Origin of the sequence: Kribbella sp. NBC_00359, from assembly GCF_036097425.1 — a bacterium.
Classification (GTDB): Bacteria; Actinomycetota; Actinomycetes; order Propionibacteriales; family Kribbellaceae; genus Kribbella.
The window spans coordinates 1,918,101-1,932,871 of the sequence record NZ_CP107975.1; the positions used below are offsets into that span (position 1 = coordinate 1,918,101).

The 14,771-nt window shown below is 68.9% G+C and carries 14 protein-coding genes and 1 pseudogene; 9 read left to right on the forward strand and 6 right to left on the reverse strand.

Features of this window, described 5'->3' with window-relative positions:
• Positions 1-193: 193 nt before the first annotated feature.
• Positions 194-895: a hypothetical protein gene (locus OG876_RS09340; protein ID WP_328524392.1), complete on the forward strand. Its 702-nt coding sequence runs from the start codon at positions 194-196 to the stop codon at positions 893-895.
• A 104-nt stretch (positions 896-999) separates the two neighbouring features.
• On the forward strand, positions 1,000-1,716 hold the full coding sequence (locus OG876_RS09345; protein ID WP_328524393.1) for a hypothetical protein: 717 nt from the start codon (positions 1,000-1,002) through the stop codon (positions 1,714-1,716).
• Here OG876_RS09345 and OG876_RS09350 read toward each other — a convergent pair.
• Positions 1,713-2,450 (reverse strand): ArsR/SmtB family transcription factor, encoded by a 738-nt coding sequence (locus OG876_RS09350; RefSeq protein ID WP_328524394.1) that lies wholly within the window; start codon positions 2,448-2,450, stop codon positions 1,713-1,715. The two genes, OG876_RS09345 and OG876_RS09350, sit on opposite strands and share 4 nt — an antisense overlap.
• 65 nt (positions 2,451-2,515) lie before the next feature.
• On the opposite strand from OG876_RS09350, the gene OG876_RS09355 reads away from it, so the two are divergent.
• On the forward strand, positions 2,516-3,643 hold the full coding sequence (locus OG876_RS09355; RefSeq protein WP_328524395.1) for an MFS transporter: 1,128 nt from the start codon (positions 2,516-2,518) through the stop codon (positions 3,641-3,643).
• Between the two features lie 165 nt (positions 3,644-3,808).
• Here OG876_RS09355 and OG876_RS09360 read toward each other — a convergent pair whose 3' ends face one another.
• A complete protein-coding gene (locus OG876_RS09360) occupies positions 3,809-5,425 on the reverse strand; it encodes a serine/threonine-protein kinase (RefSeq protein ID WP_328524396.1) in 1,617 nt (538 codons plus the stop codon).
• A 52-nt stretch (positions 5,426-5,477) separates the two neighbouring features.
• Between OG876_RS09360 and OG876_RS09365 the strand changes: the two genes are divergently transcribed.
• The 5 genes and pseudogenes from OG876_RS09365 (at position 5,478) to OG876_RS09385 (ending at position 10,179) form a co-directional block, all read left to right on the forward strand.
• Positions 5,478-6,038, forward strand: coding sequence for an RNA polymerase sigma factor (locus OG876_RS09365; RefSeq protein ID WP_328524397.1), 561 nt, complete (start codon positions 5,478-5,480; stop codon positions 6,036-6,038).
• 147 nt (positions 6,039-6,185) lie between these two features.
• Positions 6,186-7,190, forward strand: a complete 1,005-nt coding sequence (gene dhaK / locus OG876_RS09370; RefSeq protein WP_328524398.1) for a dihydroxyacetone kinase subunit DhaK — start codon at positions 6,186-6,188, stop codon at positions 7,188-7,190.
• Between the two features lie 2 nt (positions 7,191-7,192).
• Positions 7,193-7,813, forward strand: a complete 621-nt coding sequence (gene dhaL, locus OG876_RS09375; protein ID WP_328526877.1) for a dihydroxyacetone kinase subunit DhaL — start codon at positions 7,193-7,195, stop codon at positions 7,811-7,813.
• Positions 7,810-8,220: pseudogene (gene dhaM / locus OG876_RS09380) on the forward strand (dihydroxyacetone kinase phosphoryl donor subunit DhaM); the annotation flags it as partial. The gene dhaL and the pseudogene dhaM, both read left to right, overlap by 4 nt.
• A gap of 54 nt (positions 8,221-8,274) precedes the next feature.
• Positions 8,275-10,179: an HPr family phosphocarrier protein gene (locus OG876_RS09385; RefSeq protein WP_328526878.1), complete on the forward strand. Its 1,905-nt coding sequence runs from the start codon at positions 8,275-8,277 to the stop codon at positions 10,177-10,179.
• Here the strand turns inward: OG876_RS09385 and OG876_RS09390 are convergent.
• Genes OG876_RS09390 through OG876_RS09405 form a run of 4 tightly spaced genes read right to left on the reverse strand, consistent with a single transcriptional unit; the run spans position 10,158 to position 13,869 of the window.
• Positions 10,158-10,814, reverse strand: a complete 657-nt coding sequence (locus OG876_RS09390; RefSeq protein WP_328524399.1) for a hypothetical protein — start codon at positions 10,812-10,814, stop codon at positions 10,158-10,160. The two genes, OG876_RS09385 and OG876_RS09390, sit on opposite strands and share 22 nt — an antisense overlap.
• The gene (locus OG876_RS09395) at positions 10,811-11,359 is read right to left on the reverse strand and encodes a GNAT family N-acetyltransferase (RefSeq protein WP_328524400.1); all 549 of its coding nucleotides are present in this window, start codon (positions 11,357-11,359) and stop codon (positions 10,811-10,813) included. The genes OG876_RS09390 and OG876_RS09395 overlap by 4 nt, the downstream gene beginning before the upstream one ends.
• A gap of 15 nt (positions 11,360-11,374) precedes the next feature.
• On the reverse strand, positions 11,375-13,339 hold the full coding sequence (locus OG876_RS09400; RefSeq protein ID WP_328524401.1) for a beta-L-arabinofuranosidase domain-containing protein: 1,965 nt from the start codon (positions 13,337-13,339) through the stop codon (positions 11,375-11,377).
• A gap of 35 nt (positions 13,340-13,374) precedes the next feature.
• Positions 13,375-13,869 (reverse strand): DUF1707 SHOCT-like domain-containing protein, encoded by a 495-nt coding sequence (locus tag OG876_RS09405; RefSeq protein WP_328524402.1) that lies wholly within the window; start codon positions 13,867-13,869, stop codon positions 13,375-13,377.
• Between the two features lie 185 nt (positions 13,870-14,054).
• Between OG876_RS09405 and OG876_RS09410 the strand changes: the two genes are divergently transcribed.
• Positions 14,055-14,681, forward strand: a complete 627-nt coding sequence (locus OG876_RS09410; protein WP_328524403.1) for a hypothetical protein — start codon at positions 14,055-14,057, stop codon at positions 14,679-14,681.
• Positions 14,682-14,771 lie beyond the last annotated feature (90 nt).

Sequence of the window (14,771 nt, forward strand, 5' to 3'; positions counted from 1 at the left end):
TTCAGTCTGGATCGGTGTGAAAAGCCGTCCGCCGCGGATTTTGCGCCGCGGCCCGCCTCGCCTGAGAAGATGTCACCGTGCTCACGACCGCCTTTCCCGACCCGGCCCGTACGGCGTACGCCGTACTGCCGACCGGCGGTCCTGCCCTGCCCTCTCCACGCACCGCGTCCGTGAGTCCAGGACCGGTGCCCGGGTGAAACGACTACTCCTGACCGGTCTGCTCCTGCTGGCCGTAGCCCTTGGCGTCACCGGCGGCTACTTCACCGGTGACTACCTCGGCACCCCGCTCCCCACCGCCTCCGGCAACGCCGTCCCCATCGGCGACGTCTCCCCCAGCGAGCCGTCCCTGCCGGTCAAGACCCCCGTGCCGAACAACGTGCCCGCGCTGACGGTGGACGACCTGGACTTCCGGAAGCAGACGTTCACGGTGCACCAGGAGTCGTTGCCGCCGGTGCGGTTGTCGGTGCGGGTGCCGGCAGGCTGGGAGAAGTCGGTGAACAAGAAGACGCCGGGTGAGGTGAAGTTCCTGGATTCCCTGCGCGAACGCGGGGTGCGGGTGGAGTCCGGCTTCCGGGTCGAGCTGACTCCTGCTGAGCAGCGGGACCGGCTGATCGCCCAACTGAAGTCGAGCCTGCCGTACGAGGACAACTTCCAGATCGTCTCGCAGACCGACGACACCGTCACCGGCGACGACGGTCAGTCGCGGCCGATCTCGACGCTGATCTACACCTACATTCCGACCCAGACGGTCCGCTACGTGATGGTCCGCTGGGTAGCCACCGCCGGCGACGGCCTGGCCAACGTCGAGATGTCGATCACCGGCCTCCCCCAGGACGCCAAGGCCCTCGAACGGGTCGCCGACGAAGCAGCCCAGTCAGTGACCCCGGAGGACTGACTCGTCGGGGTGGGTGTTTTCACGGAATTGTTATCTGGGGGATGCAACCTGGGGCTGGGTTCGCGGGTCCTTGGTTTAGGGAGAGCTGGGGAGGTGGGGCAGGCGTGGCTGGACGGGGGAGTGTTGGCGCTCTGCTGGCGTCGGGGCTGGTGGCCGTCATCGCCATCGGCGGCGCCGGCGGGTACGGCGTCGGACTGTTGACGACCGCCGAACGGTCGGACGCGGCGACCGGCGCGGCCGCCCCGCTCGGAAGCCTCCAGCCGGCGACACCATCACCCACGGTCTCTTCGACGCCGACCCCGCCGCCGAAGAAGATCGTGCCGGACAACAGCGAACCGCTGAACGCGGACGATCTCTACTACAAGACCCGCCAGTTCACCGCGACCAGCGTGGTCCGCTCGAAGGTCAGCCTCCGGGTCCCGGGCAACTGGAGCTTCACCCAGCCGGATCCCCCGAAGATCGGCCGCTACACCGACCCGACCGGCAAGCGCTGGCTGCGGATCGAGGCAGGGTTCACGATCCGCCGGTCCCCCGCCGACTCGATGGCCGCGAAGCTCGTGGATCTTGGGACGGTCCCCGCCAACCAGATGCTCTCGATCAAGTCCCAGACCGTCGATCCCGACACCCACGACGCGACCCTCGTCTACACCTACGTGCCGGACAACTCGGTCCGCTACGTGGTCGTCCGCTGGGTTGCCAACGGCGACGGTCTCTGCACCTTCGAGATCGCGGTCACCGGACTCCCCCAGGACCAGGCCGCGCTGGAAGACGTCCTGCAGCACGCCAGTGACTCGGCCGTTCGCGACGATTCGCCGCTCTAGGACAACTCGACGAGCTTGCCGAGCTCCTGCCGCCCGGCTGGGGTGAGCGCGACCGCTCGGGCGTACGCGCGACGCTCGAGCCACCCACGGTGGAACAAGCTGGTCGTGACGGCCTCGCCGAGGCGGCCTGCCAGGTGATGGCGTTGTTCGCTCCAGTCGACGCAGAAGCGCAGGAGTTGCCGGCGGGAGTCCTGGGCGGACAGGTCGACTCCGAGGTCGCCGAAGACATCGGCAGCCACGGGGCCCAGGACGTAGGGGCCGTCCGGGAGTTGCTGGGCCAGTGGGTCGTCGGGGCGGCGTTCGGCGCCTTCGCCGCCATCCGTGCGTTCCAGCGCGTCCCGTCGTACCAGGCCTTCAAGCAGGGTGACGCCGAGGCGGCCGGCCAGGTGGTCGTAGCAGGTGCGGGCCTCGCGGAGTGCTGCGGCCTTGGTGCTCTGCCGCAGCGAGCGGATGGGTTGCGGCTTCGCTATCCGGGCTACCGCCTCCACTGCCTGAGCCACCTCGGGGCCTGCGAGCTTGTAGTACCTGTGCCGGCCGGACCGCTCGACCTCGAGCAGACCACCGTTCAGCAGCTTGTGCAGGTGTGAGCTGACCGTCTGCGGCGACACACCAGCCTCGGTAGCGAGCAGGGAGGCCGGCAGCGCACGCCCGTCGGCCAGGGCCATCAGCACCTTCGCCCGAGCAGGCTCAGCCAGCAGCGCGGCCGCGCCTGCGATGTCGGCATCTCCGATCATGTCTCCATGCTGACACCGCCATACTTCGACGCAGCCCGAAGTTTTCCGGTGGAAGCGTTGGACGCATGCTGCTCGCCCTGCTCTGCATCGGAATCTTCCTGGTCCAGCTGGACGTGACAGTGGTCAACGTGGCCCTGCCGTCCATCCGGACCGGACTCGACACCAGTCTGACCGGGCAGCAGTGGGTTGTCGCCGGATACATGATCACGCTGGCCGCACTGCTTCTCGTCTTCGGCGCATTGGGCGACCGGATCGGCCATAGGCGCGTGGTGCTCGCAGGTCTCGCTGTCTTCGGCCTCGCGTCGCTGGCTTGCGGTGCGGCCCCGAACATAGAGCTGCTCGTGACAGCAAGAGCAGTGCAGGGCATCGGCGCCGCACTACTCCTCCCCGGCACCCTGGCGGTCATCACCGACCTGTACGCCGACAGTGGGGCAAGAGCACGTGCAGTCGGCATCTGGGCCGGCGCCGGAGCACTTGCACTCCCGTCTGGACCTCTCCTGGGTGGCGCACTGGTCAGCGGGCTCGGTTGGCGTGCGGTCTTCCTTATAAATCTGCCAATCATCGCCGTCGGACTGCCGGTCGCGTGGCGGCTCGTTCCCCGAGTGCAAATAGCACACAAGCGTGCCCGGACCCGACTGCGCATCGGCGCGGACTTCATCGGCGCCAATGTGGTTGCCGGACTGATGAACTTCGTCGGCCTCGGCACAGTGCTCGTGATGACGCTCTACCTGCAGGAACACCTTGCCCACAACGCGTTCCGGGCCGGTCTGGAGCTCATCCCCCTCTTCCTCCCGCTCGCAGTACTCGGACCGGTGTCCGGCCGGATCACCGCCCGCTACGGTCCACGCCTGCCCATGACGATCGGACTGCTCCTCGGCGCCACCGGATCGCTCTGTCTGCTCGGCGTACGTGATGGCTACGCGGCGGTCGTACCAGTGGAGCTGGGTCTTGGCCTCGGCATGGGCTTCCTGACAGCCGCTGTCGTCAACGCGGCCGTTGCATCCCTTCCGCCAGACCGGGCCGGCCTGGCCAGCGGCGTCAACAACACCTGCCGCCAGGCGGTAGGTGCGCTAGGCGTCGCCGTGTACGGCGCAGTCGTCAGCCACAACGTGGTCAGCGGCCTGCACACCCTGGCCTGGCTCGGAGGCGGGCTCTGGCTCCTCGCCCTCGCAATCACCTGGCTCACCGTGTAGCTGATGGTTCAGTCGATCGGCCAGATGGTGCGGAAGATCGTGGAGCGGAGGCGGTAGAAGCGGCGCCGGGCCGACTGGATCAGCGCAGGGGACGGCCGGAGCCGTTCCGTCGGGATTCGCACCAGGGATTCCTCAAGCGTGCTGGGACAACAGGGCCGGTACTCATCAGCCGGTGTACTGGACCGATTCGGCGATCTCGCGGGCGCGGTCGGGCTGGTTCTTCGGCAGCAGGACCTGGATGAGCATCGAGCCGGTAGTCCCCGTGTCCACGACTCGCTGGAAGAGCATAGCGCCGCCGTCCCCACAGCCGCTGGAAACCTGATCCGTCACCGCCCGCCCGTCGCCGGTCGACGGCATCGGATCCCCCAGCGTGTTGCAGTTCAACTGCGGACTGGCGACCAGGGCGAGCTTGACGTCGCGCGCATCGGTGACACCGACGAAGACGCCCGGAGTGCGCGTCGACCAGTCGCCGTCCTGGCTGAGCCGGAGCGCCGGATACGACTTGGAGCTGCCCGGCGGCTGCCACTCCGAGTCGGCCACCGACTTCGCCCAGCCGCGCGGGAGGGTCAGCGAGAACCCGCTGTAGTTGACGCCGATCAGCTCGCGCTCCGCCAGATAGCGTTGCCCCTCGAAGCCCGCGCCGCCGCCCACGATCAGCGCGAGGACGGCCGCGATCACCCACCGGCCGCGCCGCCGCTTCCGCGGGCCAGGGGTCTCCGGCTGCGCCGCGGCGGTCCCGGTCGACGACTCCGCCGTACCTTCAGCTGCAAGCTCTGCGGCCGCGGACTCGACGGCCGCCGCCAGCGCCCCGACACTCGAGTCGGCGTCCGGAGCGGACGACGTCTTGACGATGGTCGGCGTGTTCGCATCGCTGAGGGCGGTCTGCTCGCCGTCCTCCTCCGGGCCCGCGGGTACGGCGACGGTCACCGACTCGCGGATGGAGAGCGGGAAGTCGTGGGTCGTCTCGTCCAACGCGCCGACGAGCTCGCGGGTGAACGACTGGACGTCCGGCCAGCGCTTCTCCCGATCCGGGTCGAGTGCGCGGACGATGGCGGCGTCGACCAGATCCGGCAGGTCGAACCCGAGCGAGCTCGGCGGCGGCGCGACCTCGACCCGGCTCGCCGCGCCCAGCCCGTCCACCTGATGCGGTGACCTCCCGGTCAGAGCGGCGTACGCGACCGCGCCCAGCGAGTACTGGTCGGCGCGCTGGTCCAGCCGCTCACCCATCGCCTGTTCGGGAGCGACGTACGACGGGGTGCCGCCGGGCATTGTGATTCGCGACACCTCGTCGAGGGACTTGCCCAGGCCGAGGTCGGACAGTACGGCGCGCTCGCCGTCGTCCGTGCTGCGAAACAGTACGTTCGCCGGTTTCACGTCCCGGTGCAGCAGGCCGCGGCGGTGCAGGGCCTGCAGGCCACGTCCGACCTGGACGACGACGTCGACGGCCTCGGCCACCGGCAGCGGCTGTTTCTTCAGTCGATCGGCCAGCGTGCCGCGGTCGGCGTACGTGAGCACGAGAAAGGGCCGGCCGTCCTCGAGTTCGCCGACGTCATGGACCTGGACGACGTGCTCGGACTCCACCCGGCGCAGGAACCGGCCTTCCTCGAGGAACCGCTGCCGGACCGAGTCGTCGTGCCCCCAGTTGTCGGCGAGGACCTTGATCGCCACTTCGGCATCCAGTTGCTCATCGTGAGCAAGCCATACCGTAGCGAAACCGCCCGAGCCCAGACGTCGTCGCACGACGTAACGGCCAAGTCTGGTTGGGACCCCCATACAGGGCATTATGGATCACTGGGAGTCCCATGCCGGGGGCCGATTGACAGCGAAGGCGCAGATGAGCGAGAGCACCAGCCCGACCGACGACCTCGGAACCCTGGCCGAGCAGGCCCAGGCGGGCGACAAACACGCGATGGACGACCTGCTGCGGCTGGTCTACCCGCGTGTACTGCGGATCTGCCGCAGCGTGCTGCCGTACTCCGCGGACGCCGAGGACGCGGCCCAGGAAGCGCTGCTGAACATCGCCACCAAGATCGGAACGTACTCCGGCCGGAGCAGCTTCTCCACCTGGGTCCACTCGGTCGCGGCGAACTCGGCGCGCTCCACGTACCGCAAGCTGAAGCGTACGGCGCAGGCCGCGCACAACCCGGAGACGATGGACAAGCCGGACCCCCGCACCACCAGCGTCATCGCCGGCACTCGCCTCGACCTGCTCGAGGCCCTCGAAACCCTCGAACGCGACCGCCCGCAGATGGTCACCCCGCTGGTCCTCCGCGACGTCTACGGCCTCTCGTACGAGGAGATCGCCGCTCTCGTCGGCGCCCCGCTCGGCACCGTCAAGTCCCGCATCCACGACGCCCGCGAGGTCGTCCGCCCGCTCCTCCGCCCCAAGGACTGACCGCGAGGGCTCCGAGAGACCGCTGCTCACTCTTGGATCGATCCTGCTCACGGTGAGCCGATCGAACCGGTCGATCCGGTTGGTGCCGACGGTGGCGCCTGAGCGAGGGACTCCCGTTCCGGGCGGGCGTGTGCTCAGATGGGTGGCATGAAGAAGCTCATCAACGAACCTGGTGATGTTGTGAGTGAGGCGCTGCAGGGGATGGCGGCAGCGCATCCGGATCGGTTGCGGGTGGATCTGGAAAACCGGATCGTGTACCGCAAGGACGCCCCGAGGCCGGGCAAGGTGGGACTGATCTCCGGCGGTGGGTCGGGACACGAGCCGATGCACGGCGGGTTCGTCGGGCCCGGGATGCTCGACGCGGCCTGTGCCGGTGAGGTGTTCACCTCGCCGGTGCCGGACCAGATGATGGCCGCGACCAAGGCGGTCGACGCGGGTGCGGGCGTCCTGCACATCGTGAAGAACTACACCGGCGACGTGATGAACTTCGAGATGGCCGCCGAACTGGCCGCCGCCGACGCCGGCACCGAGGTGTTGTCGGTGGTGACGAACGACGACGTCGCCGTACAGGACAGCCTCTACACCGCAGGGCGCCGCGGCGTCGGTGTGACCGTGCTGCTGGAGAAGATCGTCGGTGCGGCCGCCGAGGAGGAGCGCCCGCTGCAGGCGATCGCGGACCTGGCGAAGAAGGTCAACGACAACGGCCGCAGCATGGGCATGGCGCTCACGTCCTGCACGGTCCCGGCGGCCGGCAAGCCGACGTTCGACCTGGCCGAGAACGAGATGGAGGTCGGCATCGGCATCCACGGCGAGCCCGGCCGGCAACGGTTGCCACTGGCACCGGCTCGCGAGATCGCCGCGATGCTCGTCGACCCGGTGGTGAGCGATCTTCCTTATCAGCAAGGCGACTCGGTCATTGCCTTCGTCAACGGCATGGGCGGTACGCCGCTGCTCGAGCTGTACCTGATGTACAACGAGGTCGCCAAACTGCTCGACCGCGCCGGCATCACCGTCGCCCGCTCCCTGGTCGGCAACTACATCACCTCCCTGGAGATGGCCGGCTGCTCGGTCACCCTCCTGAAGGTGGACGACGAACTGGTACGTCTCTGGGACGCCCCGGTCAACACCCCCGGCCTCCGCTGGGGCGCGTGAGCATGGGAGTCGACAGTTTCGTTGATTGGTTGCGGGATGCCGCGAGTACGTTGCACGAGAATGCGGCGTACCTGACCGAGCTGGATTCGGCGATCGGGGATGCGGATCACGGGGCCAACATGGACCGTGGGTTCCAGGCGATCGTCGCGGTGCTGGACGAGACCAGCTTCGGGTCGGTCGACGAGCTGATGAAGAAGGCGGGGATGACGCTGGTCAGCAAGGTCGGCGGGGCGAGCGGGCCGCTGTACGGCACGTTCTTCCTGCGCTTCGGGACCGCGCTGGCCGGCGCCGAACTGACCCCGGCGACGATCGGGGAGGCGTTCAGGGCCGGGGTCGGTGGGATCCTCCAGCGAGGCAAGGCTGAGCTGGGCGACAAGACCATGTACGACGCCTGGGCGCCGGCCCTCGACGCGTACGACGCTGCCGTGACGGGCGGATCGGATCTCGCCGGGGCACTGACCGCGGCGGCGGAGGCATCCGCCAAGGGCCGGGACGCGACAGTGCCGCTGGTGGCGCGGAAGGGCCGCGCGAGCTACCTCGGCGAGCGCAGCGCCGGCCACCAGGACCCGGGTGCGACCAGTACTACGTTGCTGTTGGAGTCGGCTGCTCGCACGCTCCCATGATCGGGATCGTGGTGGTGTCGCACAGCCGAGCGCTGGCTGAGGCGGCGGTGGGGCTGGCGTCGGAGATGGTTGCTGAGGACAACCGTCCGGTGATCGCGGTCGCGGCCGGGCTGGACGAGACGACGTTCGGCACGGACGCGGCGGCGGTCTCCGAGGCTCTCACGACCGCCGACAGCCCGGACGGCGTACTGGTCCTGCTTGACCTCGGCAGTGCCGTGTTGAGCGCCGAACTGGCCTTGGAGTTCGTCGATCCCGAGCTCGCCGGGCGAGTCCGGTTGACCAGCGCGCCATTGGTCGAAGGCCTGGTCGCCGCAGTGGTGACTGCGTCCACCGGCGCCTCTCTCGATGCGGTGGCGGCCGAGGCCGAGCGCGGGTTGCTCGGAAAGCAGGATCACCTCGGTGTCGGCGGTGCTGCCGAGTCGACTGCTGTGGTTGAGGCCGACCAGACGGTGGAAGTTGCGGTGAGCAATGAGCACGGGCTGCATGCGCGACCGGCTGCGCGACTCGTTGGCCTGGTCAATGGTTTCGATGCCACGGTCACGCTCACCGATCTCGACACCGGGCGTGGGCCGGTTGACGCCGGGAGCTTGAGCATGGTTGCGACGCTGAACGCTCAGCAGGGTCATCGGTTGCGGGTGGGGGCGAGCGGTGCGCAGGCTGCCGAGGTCTTGGCGGCGATCACCAAGCTGGCCGGGGAGAACTTCGGCGACACTGCCGGAGGCGGCGCGCCGGAGCCAGGCTCGGGTCGATCCGCGGGGACCGGTGGGTCAGGGCTGGATGTGGCGATCGGGCCGGCGGTCCTGGCCGGAGCGGCGGTCGACCTGAGTGATTACGTTGCCGGGAACGACGAGTTGGGTCGGCTCGACCAGGCGGTGGCGACAGTTGGGGACGAGCTTCGCGGGTTGCGCGACGGTAGCCCGGACCATGGCGAGATCTTCGCTGCGCATCTCGCGCTGCTGAACGATCGCAGGCCGTTGGAGGAGATCCGGGCGGCAATCACCGCGGGCACGTCGGCGCCCGTCGCGTGGAAGCAGACCTACGACGAACTGGCGGCCGCCTTCGACGGACTGGACGACGCCTACCAACGGGAGCGGGCGCAGGACGTGCGAGCCGTCCGCGACCGCGTACTGCGCGCCCTCACCGGGAGCGCCACCGACGAACCCACGTCGGCCGGAGCTACCCCGGACAGCGGGAGCATCCTCGTCGTGCCCGAGTTGGATGCGGCGACGGCTGCCACGCTTGACGCCGGGCGGGTAGCGGGAGTTGCTGTGCGGGCGGCGGGGACGACCGGGCATGGGGTGATTGTGGCTCGGTCGCGCGGGATTCCGTTGATCACCGGGATCGGGGACGTCGAGGTGCCGGCGGGCGTGGTGGTTGCGTTTGATGCGCGGGTCGGGTCGTTCGAGGTTGCGCCGGACGAAGACGCCGTACGGGCCACGATCGCTGAGCGGCAGGGTGAGCGGGAGCAGGCGTTGACGCGAGCCGATGAGCCGGCGACGACCGTGGACGGGCGGACGATCGGCGTGCTCGTCAACGTCGGCGCCGTCCAGGATGCGGTGGACGCGCGGGGTGCGGACGGGTCCGGGCTGGTGCGGACCGAGGTGTTGTTCGGTGATCGGCGTACGGCGCCGACCGTGGACGAGCAGGTCGAGCAGTTCCGGGCGATCGCGCGAGCGTTGGACGGCAAGCCCATCACGATCCGGACCTGGGACATCGGCGGCGACAAGCCGCTGCCGTTCCTGCCGCAGGACCGGGAGGCGAACCCGTTCCTGGGCGAGCGCGGGATCCGTGTGTTCCGACGGCGTCCCGAACTGCTGCGCGATCAACTCGAGGCCGTCCGCCGGGTCGCGGCCGAGACTCCGGTGCACGTGATGTTCCCGATGGTGACGACCGCGGACGAGGTCGCCTGGGGGCTCCACGAACTGGACGATCTCGGCCCACGGCCCGACGGCCTGGAGGTCGGCATCATGGTCGAGGTCCCGGCCGCCGCACTCCGGATCGCCACCCTCGCCACCGGGCTGGATTTCGTCAGCATCGGCACCAACGACCTCACCCAGTACACAACCGCCGCAGACCGCACCAACACCGCCGTCGCCCCACTCGCCGACGGCCTCGACCCCGCAGTACTGCAGCTGATCGACCACGTCGTTCGCAACGCAGGCGTTCGCGTCGCGGTCTGCGGTGACCTCGCCAGCGATCCGCAGTCCGCCGTACTGCTCGCTGCTCTCGGGGTGGAGGAGCTCAGCGCGGTCGGTCCGCAGGTCCCGCTGGTGAAGGCACGCCTACGGCAGGCAGTTCTCAGTGAGGTCGACACGGCCGCAGTGCTGGCGGCACGGGACGCTGCTCAGGTGCGCGGCTTGCTGTAGTACAACAGCTCGACCAGGTTGAAGCCGGCGGTGCGGTTGGGCTTCGCGGGGAGGGTGAAGGTCTCGCCGGGCTCCAGGTAGGTGACTTCGGGGTTGTCGAGGTCCAGGTCGACCACGAGGGCCGGGTAGGCGCCGGTATGCCAGGTGTAGGACTCGCCCGCATCCGGCGTGACGTGCTGGACGCGTACGTCGTCCTCGTCGACGACCACCTTGGCCGGGATCTCACCGACCTCCTCGAACCCGGCGTCGGCGGGTACGCCCGCGACCAGGAAGTACGGGTCGCCGGACGCCTCCTCGCCCAGGTCGAGGATCTCGATCAACCGGTTGAGGTAGAGCGCCGTACCGTCGTTGGTGAGCATGTGCACCGGCGACACCGGGCGATACACCGAGCCGCCGACGGTCTCGCTCAGCTGCCGTGCCGGGCTGCCGTCGAGCCAGTCCATGTGACAGGGGGACGTCGACAGGCACAGGACGACGTACGGGTTGTGGTGCAGGTGCCAGCCCTGTGCCTCGCCGGGTTGCAGTGACACCTCCCAGACGCGGACGCGGGAGTTCTTCAGCAGCACTCGGGTCCCGATCTCGCCGAGGACCACCTCGGTGCCGTCGGGGGCGGAGACTTGGGTGCCTGCGGTCATGCGTGCTCCTCCAGGTCGATCGGTCGTTCCATGGCGACTCCCTCGAGGACGACGCCGTCGGGCATGGGGAGGTCGACGGGCTCCACCTCGGTGAATCCGAAGGCCTTGTACAGCGGTACGCCGGGCAGCGTCGCCATCAACGCGAGCCGGGTGAACCCCTCCGCCCGGGCCGCGTCGACACAGGCGGTCAGGATCCCCCGCCCGAGTCCGCGCCGGGTCCAGTCCCCGCGGACGAACATCGCCCGGATCCGGGCCGGTTCGGTGGCCGGATCCAGCAGTCGCTCGTCGGCGCCCGCCGTACTCGCGTTGAACAGCTTGTTCCGCCGGCTCCATCCACCGCACGCGACGATCTCGCCGGCGACCTCGTACACGTAGTAGGTGCCGTCATCGATCAGCGCGGTGTCCAGAGTGGTGATGTGTTCCGCGGCGCTCGCGGTCTGCACCTCGTCGTGGTACGCCGGGAACACCTCCCGCACCGAAGCCCGCGCCAACTCCGCGATCGCCGGCCCGTCCGCCCCCACCGCCAGCCGCAACCTAGCCTCCACACCGCACAGGCTAGTTCAGCCCCGGTCCCGCCCGTCCTCAGGTGCGACCCAGTCCGTGCCGTCCGTGGATACCTGCGGGAAGGAGGTGATCCGGAGCCGCGCGGCGCCCATCGGGATCAGAGTCACCGTCTCGACCGGTTCCGACGAACGCGCCGGGCTCGGCTGCAGCAGTCCGACTACATCCTCAATGTCGGTCTCCCACTCCGGGATCCGCCGAGCCTGCGTGGTCAAGGCGAGCGGCACGCCCTCGGTGGTGAACGGGTTCTCGCCGGCGTCCCGCCGTACGACGTCGAACTGCGCATCTGGCACCAGACCGTAGTTCCACGGAGACTCCGGATAGACAGCCAGCTCCGGCCAGTCCTCGGTGCCGCCGATGCGCTCGTAGCGTTCGTCGATCTTGAGCGAGTAGGTCAGCGGACCACGGTCGACGGAGATGGAGTCGTGGTTGTCGTTCCACGCCCGGGTGGTGGTCCGCATCGGCAGCACCAGCTCGAGGCGGTCGCCTGAGTGCCAGGTGCGATCCACCTTCATCCACTCGCCGGCAGTGCGGACCAGCTCGCCGTTGACCTGCACGGAGACGTCTTGCGCCCAGCCAGGACGCCTTAGATAGAAGGGGAATCGCACAGCGCGCGCAGTCTGCACCGTGAAGGTGATCTTGTCGGAGAACGGGTACTCCGTGTCCTGCACGATGCTCACCACTTCCCCCGCACCGACGCGAGCGGTGACCTTGCTGGCGGCATACATCGACGCCGCCAGTCCGTTGTCTGTCGTCGCCAGCCACAGCTCCTGCGCGTAGTACGGCCAGCCCATGCCGTAGTTGTGCGGGCAGCACCGATACTGATGCACGCCGTACTTGTAGGCCAGCATGGCGAAGGGATTCTCGAACTGTCCGTGCTTCGGCCGATCGTCGAGCTGCACGCTGTTGGCACAGGTGATGTAGTGCATGACCTGCTGCTGCGGATCGTACGACGCCGGCAGCGAGTTGAACGCCAGTTCCTCACACCGGTCCGTCCAGACCGTGTCACCGGTGAAGCGGGTCAGCAGTTCGCAGCTGTGCATCAGTTCGACGATCCCGCACGTCTCGAACCCCTGCCGCGGATCACCGAACCCGGGCCGCGAGTTCTCGTCCCCCGCGAACCCACCCCCCGGGAACTGACCGTAGAGCCCCATCACCGTCGCATAGTTCCGGTACGTCGCCGCCCGGTGCTGCACGTCGCCACTCAGAAGCCAGTACTGCAACGGTTCGCGGAACCCCTGCGCCAGGTTGACGTTGTGCCAGGTAGGAATGCCAGTGGTGTAGTCGGCCGAGCCGGAGTGCATCTTCGTCACCAGGTCGAGCAGCCACTCGTCGCCGGTGCGGTTGTACAGCCAGTACGCGGTGTCGATGTTGTCGCCCCACCGGAACGCACCCCACGAGCGGTTGAACACCTCGGCGGGCTGCGTGTTCTGGAACTGCAGGTACTTCGTCATGAACGGGATGACCCGGTCGTCGCCGGAGTACTCGTACCAGGACCGGAACGCGGCCAGCAGTGGCATGCCGGGCCAGAAGTCCGGACCGTCCTCCAGTGAGGTCCGCAGTCGTTCCGGACCGAACCAGCCGTCCGGAGTCTGGGTCGCGAGGATGCCGTCGATCCAGCGCTGCGTCCTGGTCAGTACGCCGGTGTCGCCGGTCACGTAGCCGAGATCGCCGAAGCCGCGGAGCCAGTACGGCAGCTCCTCCCAGGCGCCCTGGGCCGGATCGACCCAGCCGTTGGTGTCGTAGACCAGGAAGTCCGAGATCTCGTCGTACCGGCCGCAGAGGCCGTTGACCTGCAGCTCGAGCTGCTGCGCGAGCCAGCCGCGGGGTTCGATCGCGCCGGGTGGCAGCTTCTGGAACGGGACCGGCTTGAGCGGCGCCCGCTGCGGGACGTAATGCCCGCCTGGAGTAGCCGGCGGCCCACCAGCTTGCTCAACGGCGACGGCGGGGGCGGATTCGGGCATGGCGGCGCCTTTCGGGTGACGGGCGGGGGTCGACGCTAGCTTCCTGACCGACGGCGCTCTTCGCGCTGCGGGCGAGAAGCCCAGCGGTAGGTGAAGAACACCCAGGCCAGCGCGGGCAACCCGAAGATCGCGGCCGCGATCTCACGGCCGAAGACCATCAGCACCAGTCCGGTCAGCGCGAACGGCAAGGCCATCCACACAGCGCCCGCGAACGCGGCCCACCGCCACTTGCCAGGCTTCTTCGGCTCGGGCCTGTAGAGCGATGGAGCCGGGAGGTCGGCGAAGATCGGCTGCAGGTCGGCATGCGTCACCGCGTCGTTCAGCCGGTCGACCCGCCGATGCAGCTCGACCTCGTCGAGCCGACCGACCGCGAACTGCTCGGCCAGCTCGTCGGTACAGATCCGCCGCTCTTCATCGGTCAACCGCAAACCAGCCATCCGGCGCCGCGCAGCCGCAACCCGGGCCTCCTGCCCGGCCGCCGCCGCGAGCCCCATCAGCTCACTCGGCTTGACCGGCCGCCGCTCCGCCATCCGCTCACCTCACTCGTCCCCTTCGAGTGTGCCAGACGCTCGGTGGCCCGACCGCCGAACGGCATTTGGTTGCCGGGTCGGGCGGAGACGTTGCTCACAAGATCGGCGCTCAACCGCGGGCGGGCACCAAGGCATCTCAGGTCACGAAGGGCCGAACGGAGCCCCTGGCCATGAAGGACGGAAACATGAAGAAGACCACGCTTCGCGTACTGGTCGGCACCGCGATCATCGGTGCCGTGGGGCTCGTACTGGGTGTCGCGCCGAGTGACGCCGCCGCGCCGGCCCGCACGAGCGTCGCGGCCCACGCCAAGCCTGCGCTCAACCCGGCAACCCTCAGCTACAAGTACAAGTGCTGGGGTCACGTCGGCAACTGCAACGTCTCGGTGTACGCGCCGACCGGCTGGAAGTTCACCCGGCTCGGCATGTACGAGGCGAAGTTCACCGACAGCTCGAACACCTGGATGCTCCGGGTCGACGGCGGCCTCGACGGCAAGGTGAGCCTGAACACCGCCTCCCAGCAGCGGGTCAAGGCCCTGCACGGCGTCCCCGGCCTGAAGATCGTCGCCCGCGCCCACGGCACGGTGAAGTCGAAGGTGCCGTGGACCGCGCCGCCGGTCGCCTACACGTCGATCACCTACACGTACCGCGACGGGGCCCGTGGCCAGCGCTGGGTCTCCACGCGCTTCATCGACACCCTGGACCACGGCAAGCGTGCCTACATCGAGGTCACGGTCGCCGGTCGTCGGCAGGACCAGGCCGGCCTGAACCGCGTCCTGGCCGAGGCGACCCAGCGGGTGGCGCTCGTCGGCTGACGCGTGCGACATTCTCGCCGTACCTGACGACGATCAGCAGGTCGTCCTGATGGCTCCAGACCCGGGCACCCATACGGCCCGGGTCTTCGA

Excerpts from the sequence above, each read along its gene's own strand:
- OG876_RS09410 (WP_328524403.1), top strand. The coding sequence starts at position 14,055 with ATGAAGAAGACCACGCTTCGCGTACTGGTCGGCACCGCGATCATCGGT.
- dhaK (WP_328524398.1), top strand. The coding sequence starts at position 6,186 with ATGAAGAAGCTCATCAACGAACCTGGTGATGTTGTGAGTGAGGCGCTG.
- OG876_RS09390 (WP_328524399.1), bottom strand. The coding sequence starts at position 10,814 with ATGACCGCAGGCACCCAAGTCTCCGCCCCCGACGGCACCGAGGTGGTC.
- dhaL (WP_328526877.1), top strand. The coding sequence starts at position 7,193 with ATGGGAGTCGACAGTTTCGTTGATTGGTTGCGGGATGCCGCGAGTACG.
- OG876_RS09400 (WP_328524401.1), bottom strand. The coding sequence starts at position 13,339 with ATGCCCGAATCCGCCCCCGCCGTCGCCGTTGAGCAAGCTGGTGGGCCG.
- OG876_RS09350 (WP_328524394.1), bottom strand. The coding sequence starts at position 2,450 with ATGATCGGAGATGCCGACATCGCAGGCGCGGCCGCGCTGCTGGCTGAG.
- OG876_RS09365 (WP_328524397.1), top strand. The coding sequence starts at position 5,478 with ATGAGCGAGAGCACCAGCCCGACCGACGACCTCGGAACCCTGGCCGAG.
- OG876_RS09355 (WP_328524395.1), top strand. The coding sequence starts at position 2,516 with ATGCTGCTCGCCCTGCTCTGCATCGGAATCTTCCTGGTCCAGCTGGAC.
- OG876_RS09405 (WP_328524402.1), bottom strand. The coding sequence starts at position 13,869 with ATGGCGGAGCGGCGGCCGGTCAAGCCGAGTGAGCTGATGGGGCTCGCG.
- OG876_RS09360 (WP_328524396.1), bottom strand. The coding sequence starts at position 5,425 with ATGCCCTGTATGGGGGTCCCAACCAGACTTGGCCGTTACGTCGTGCGA.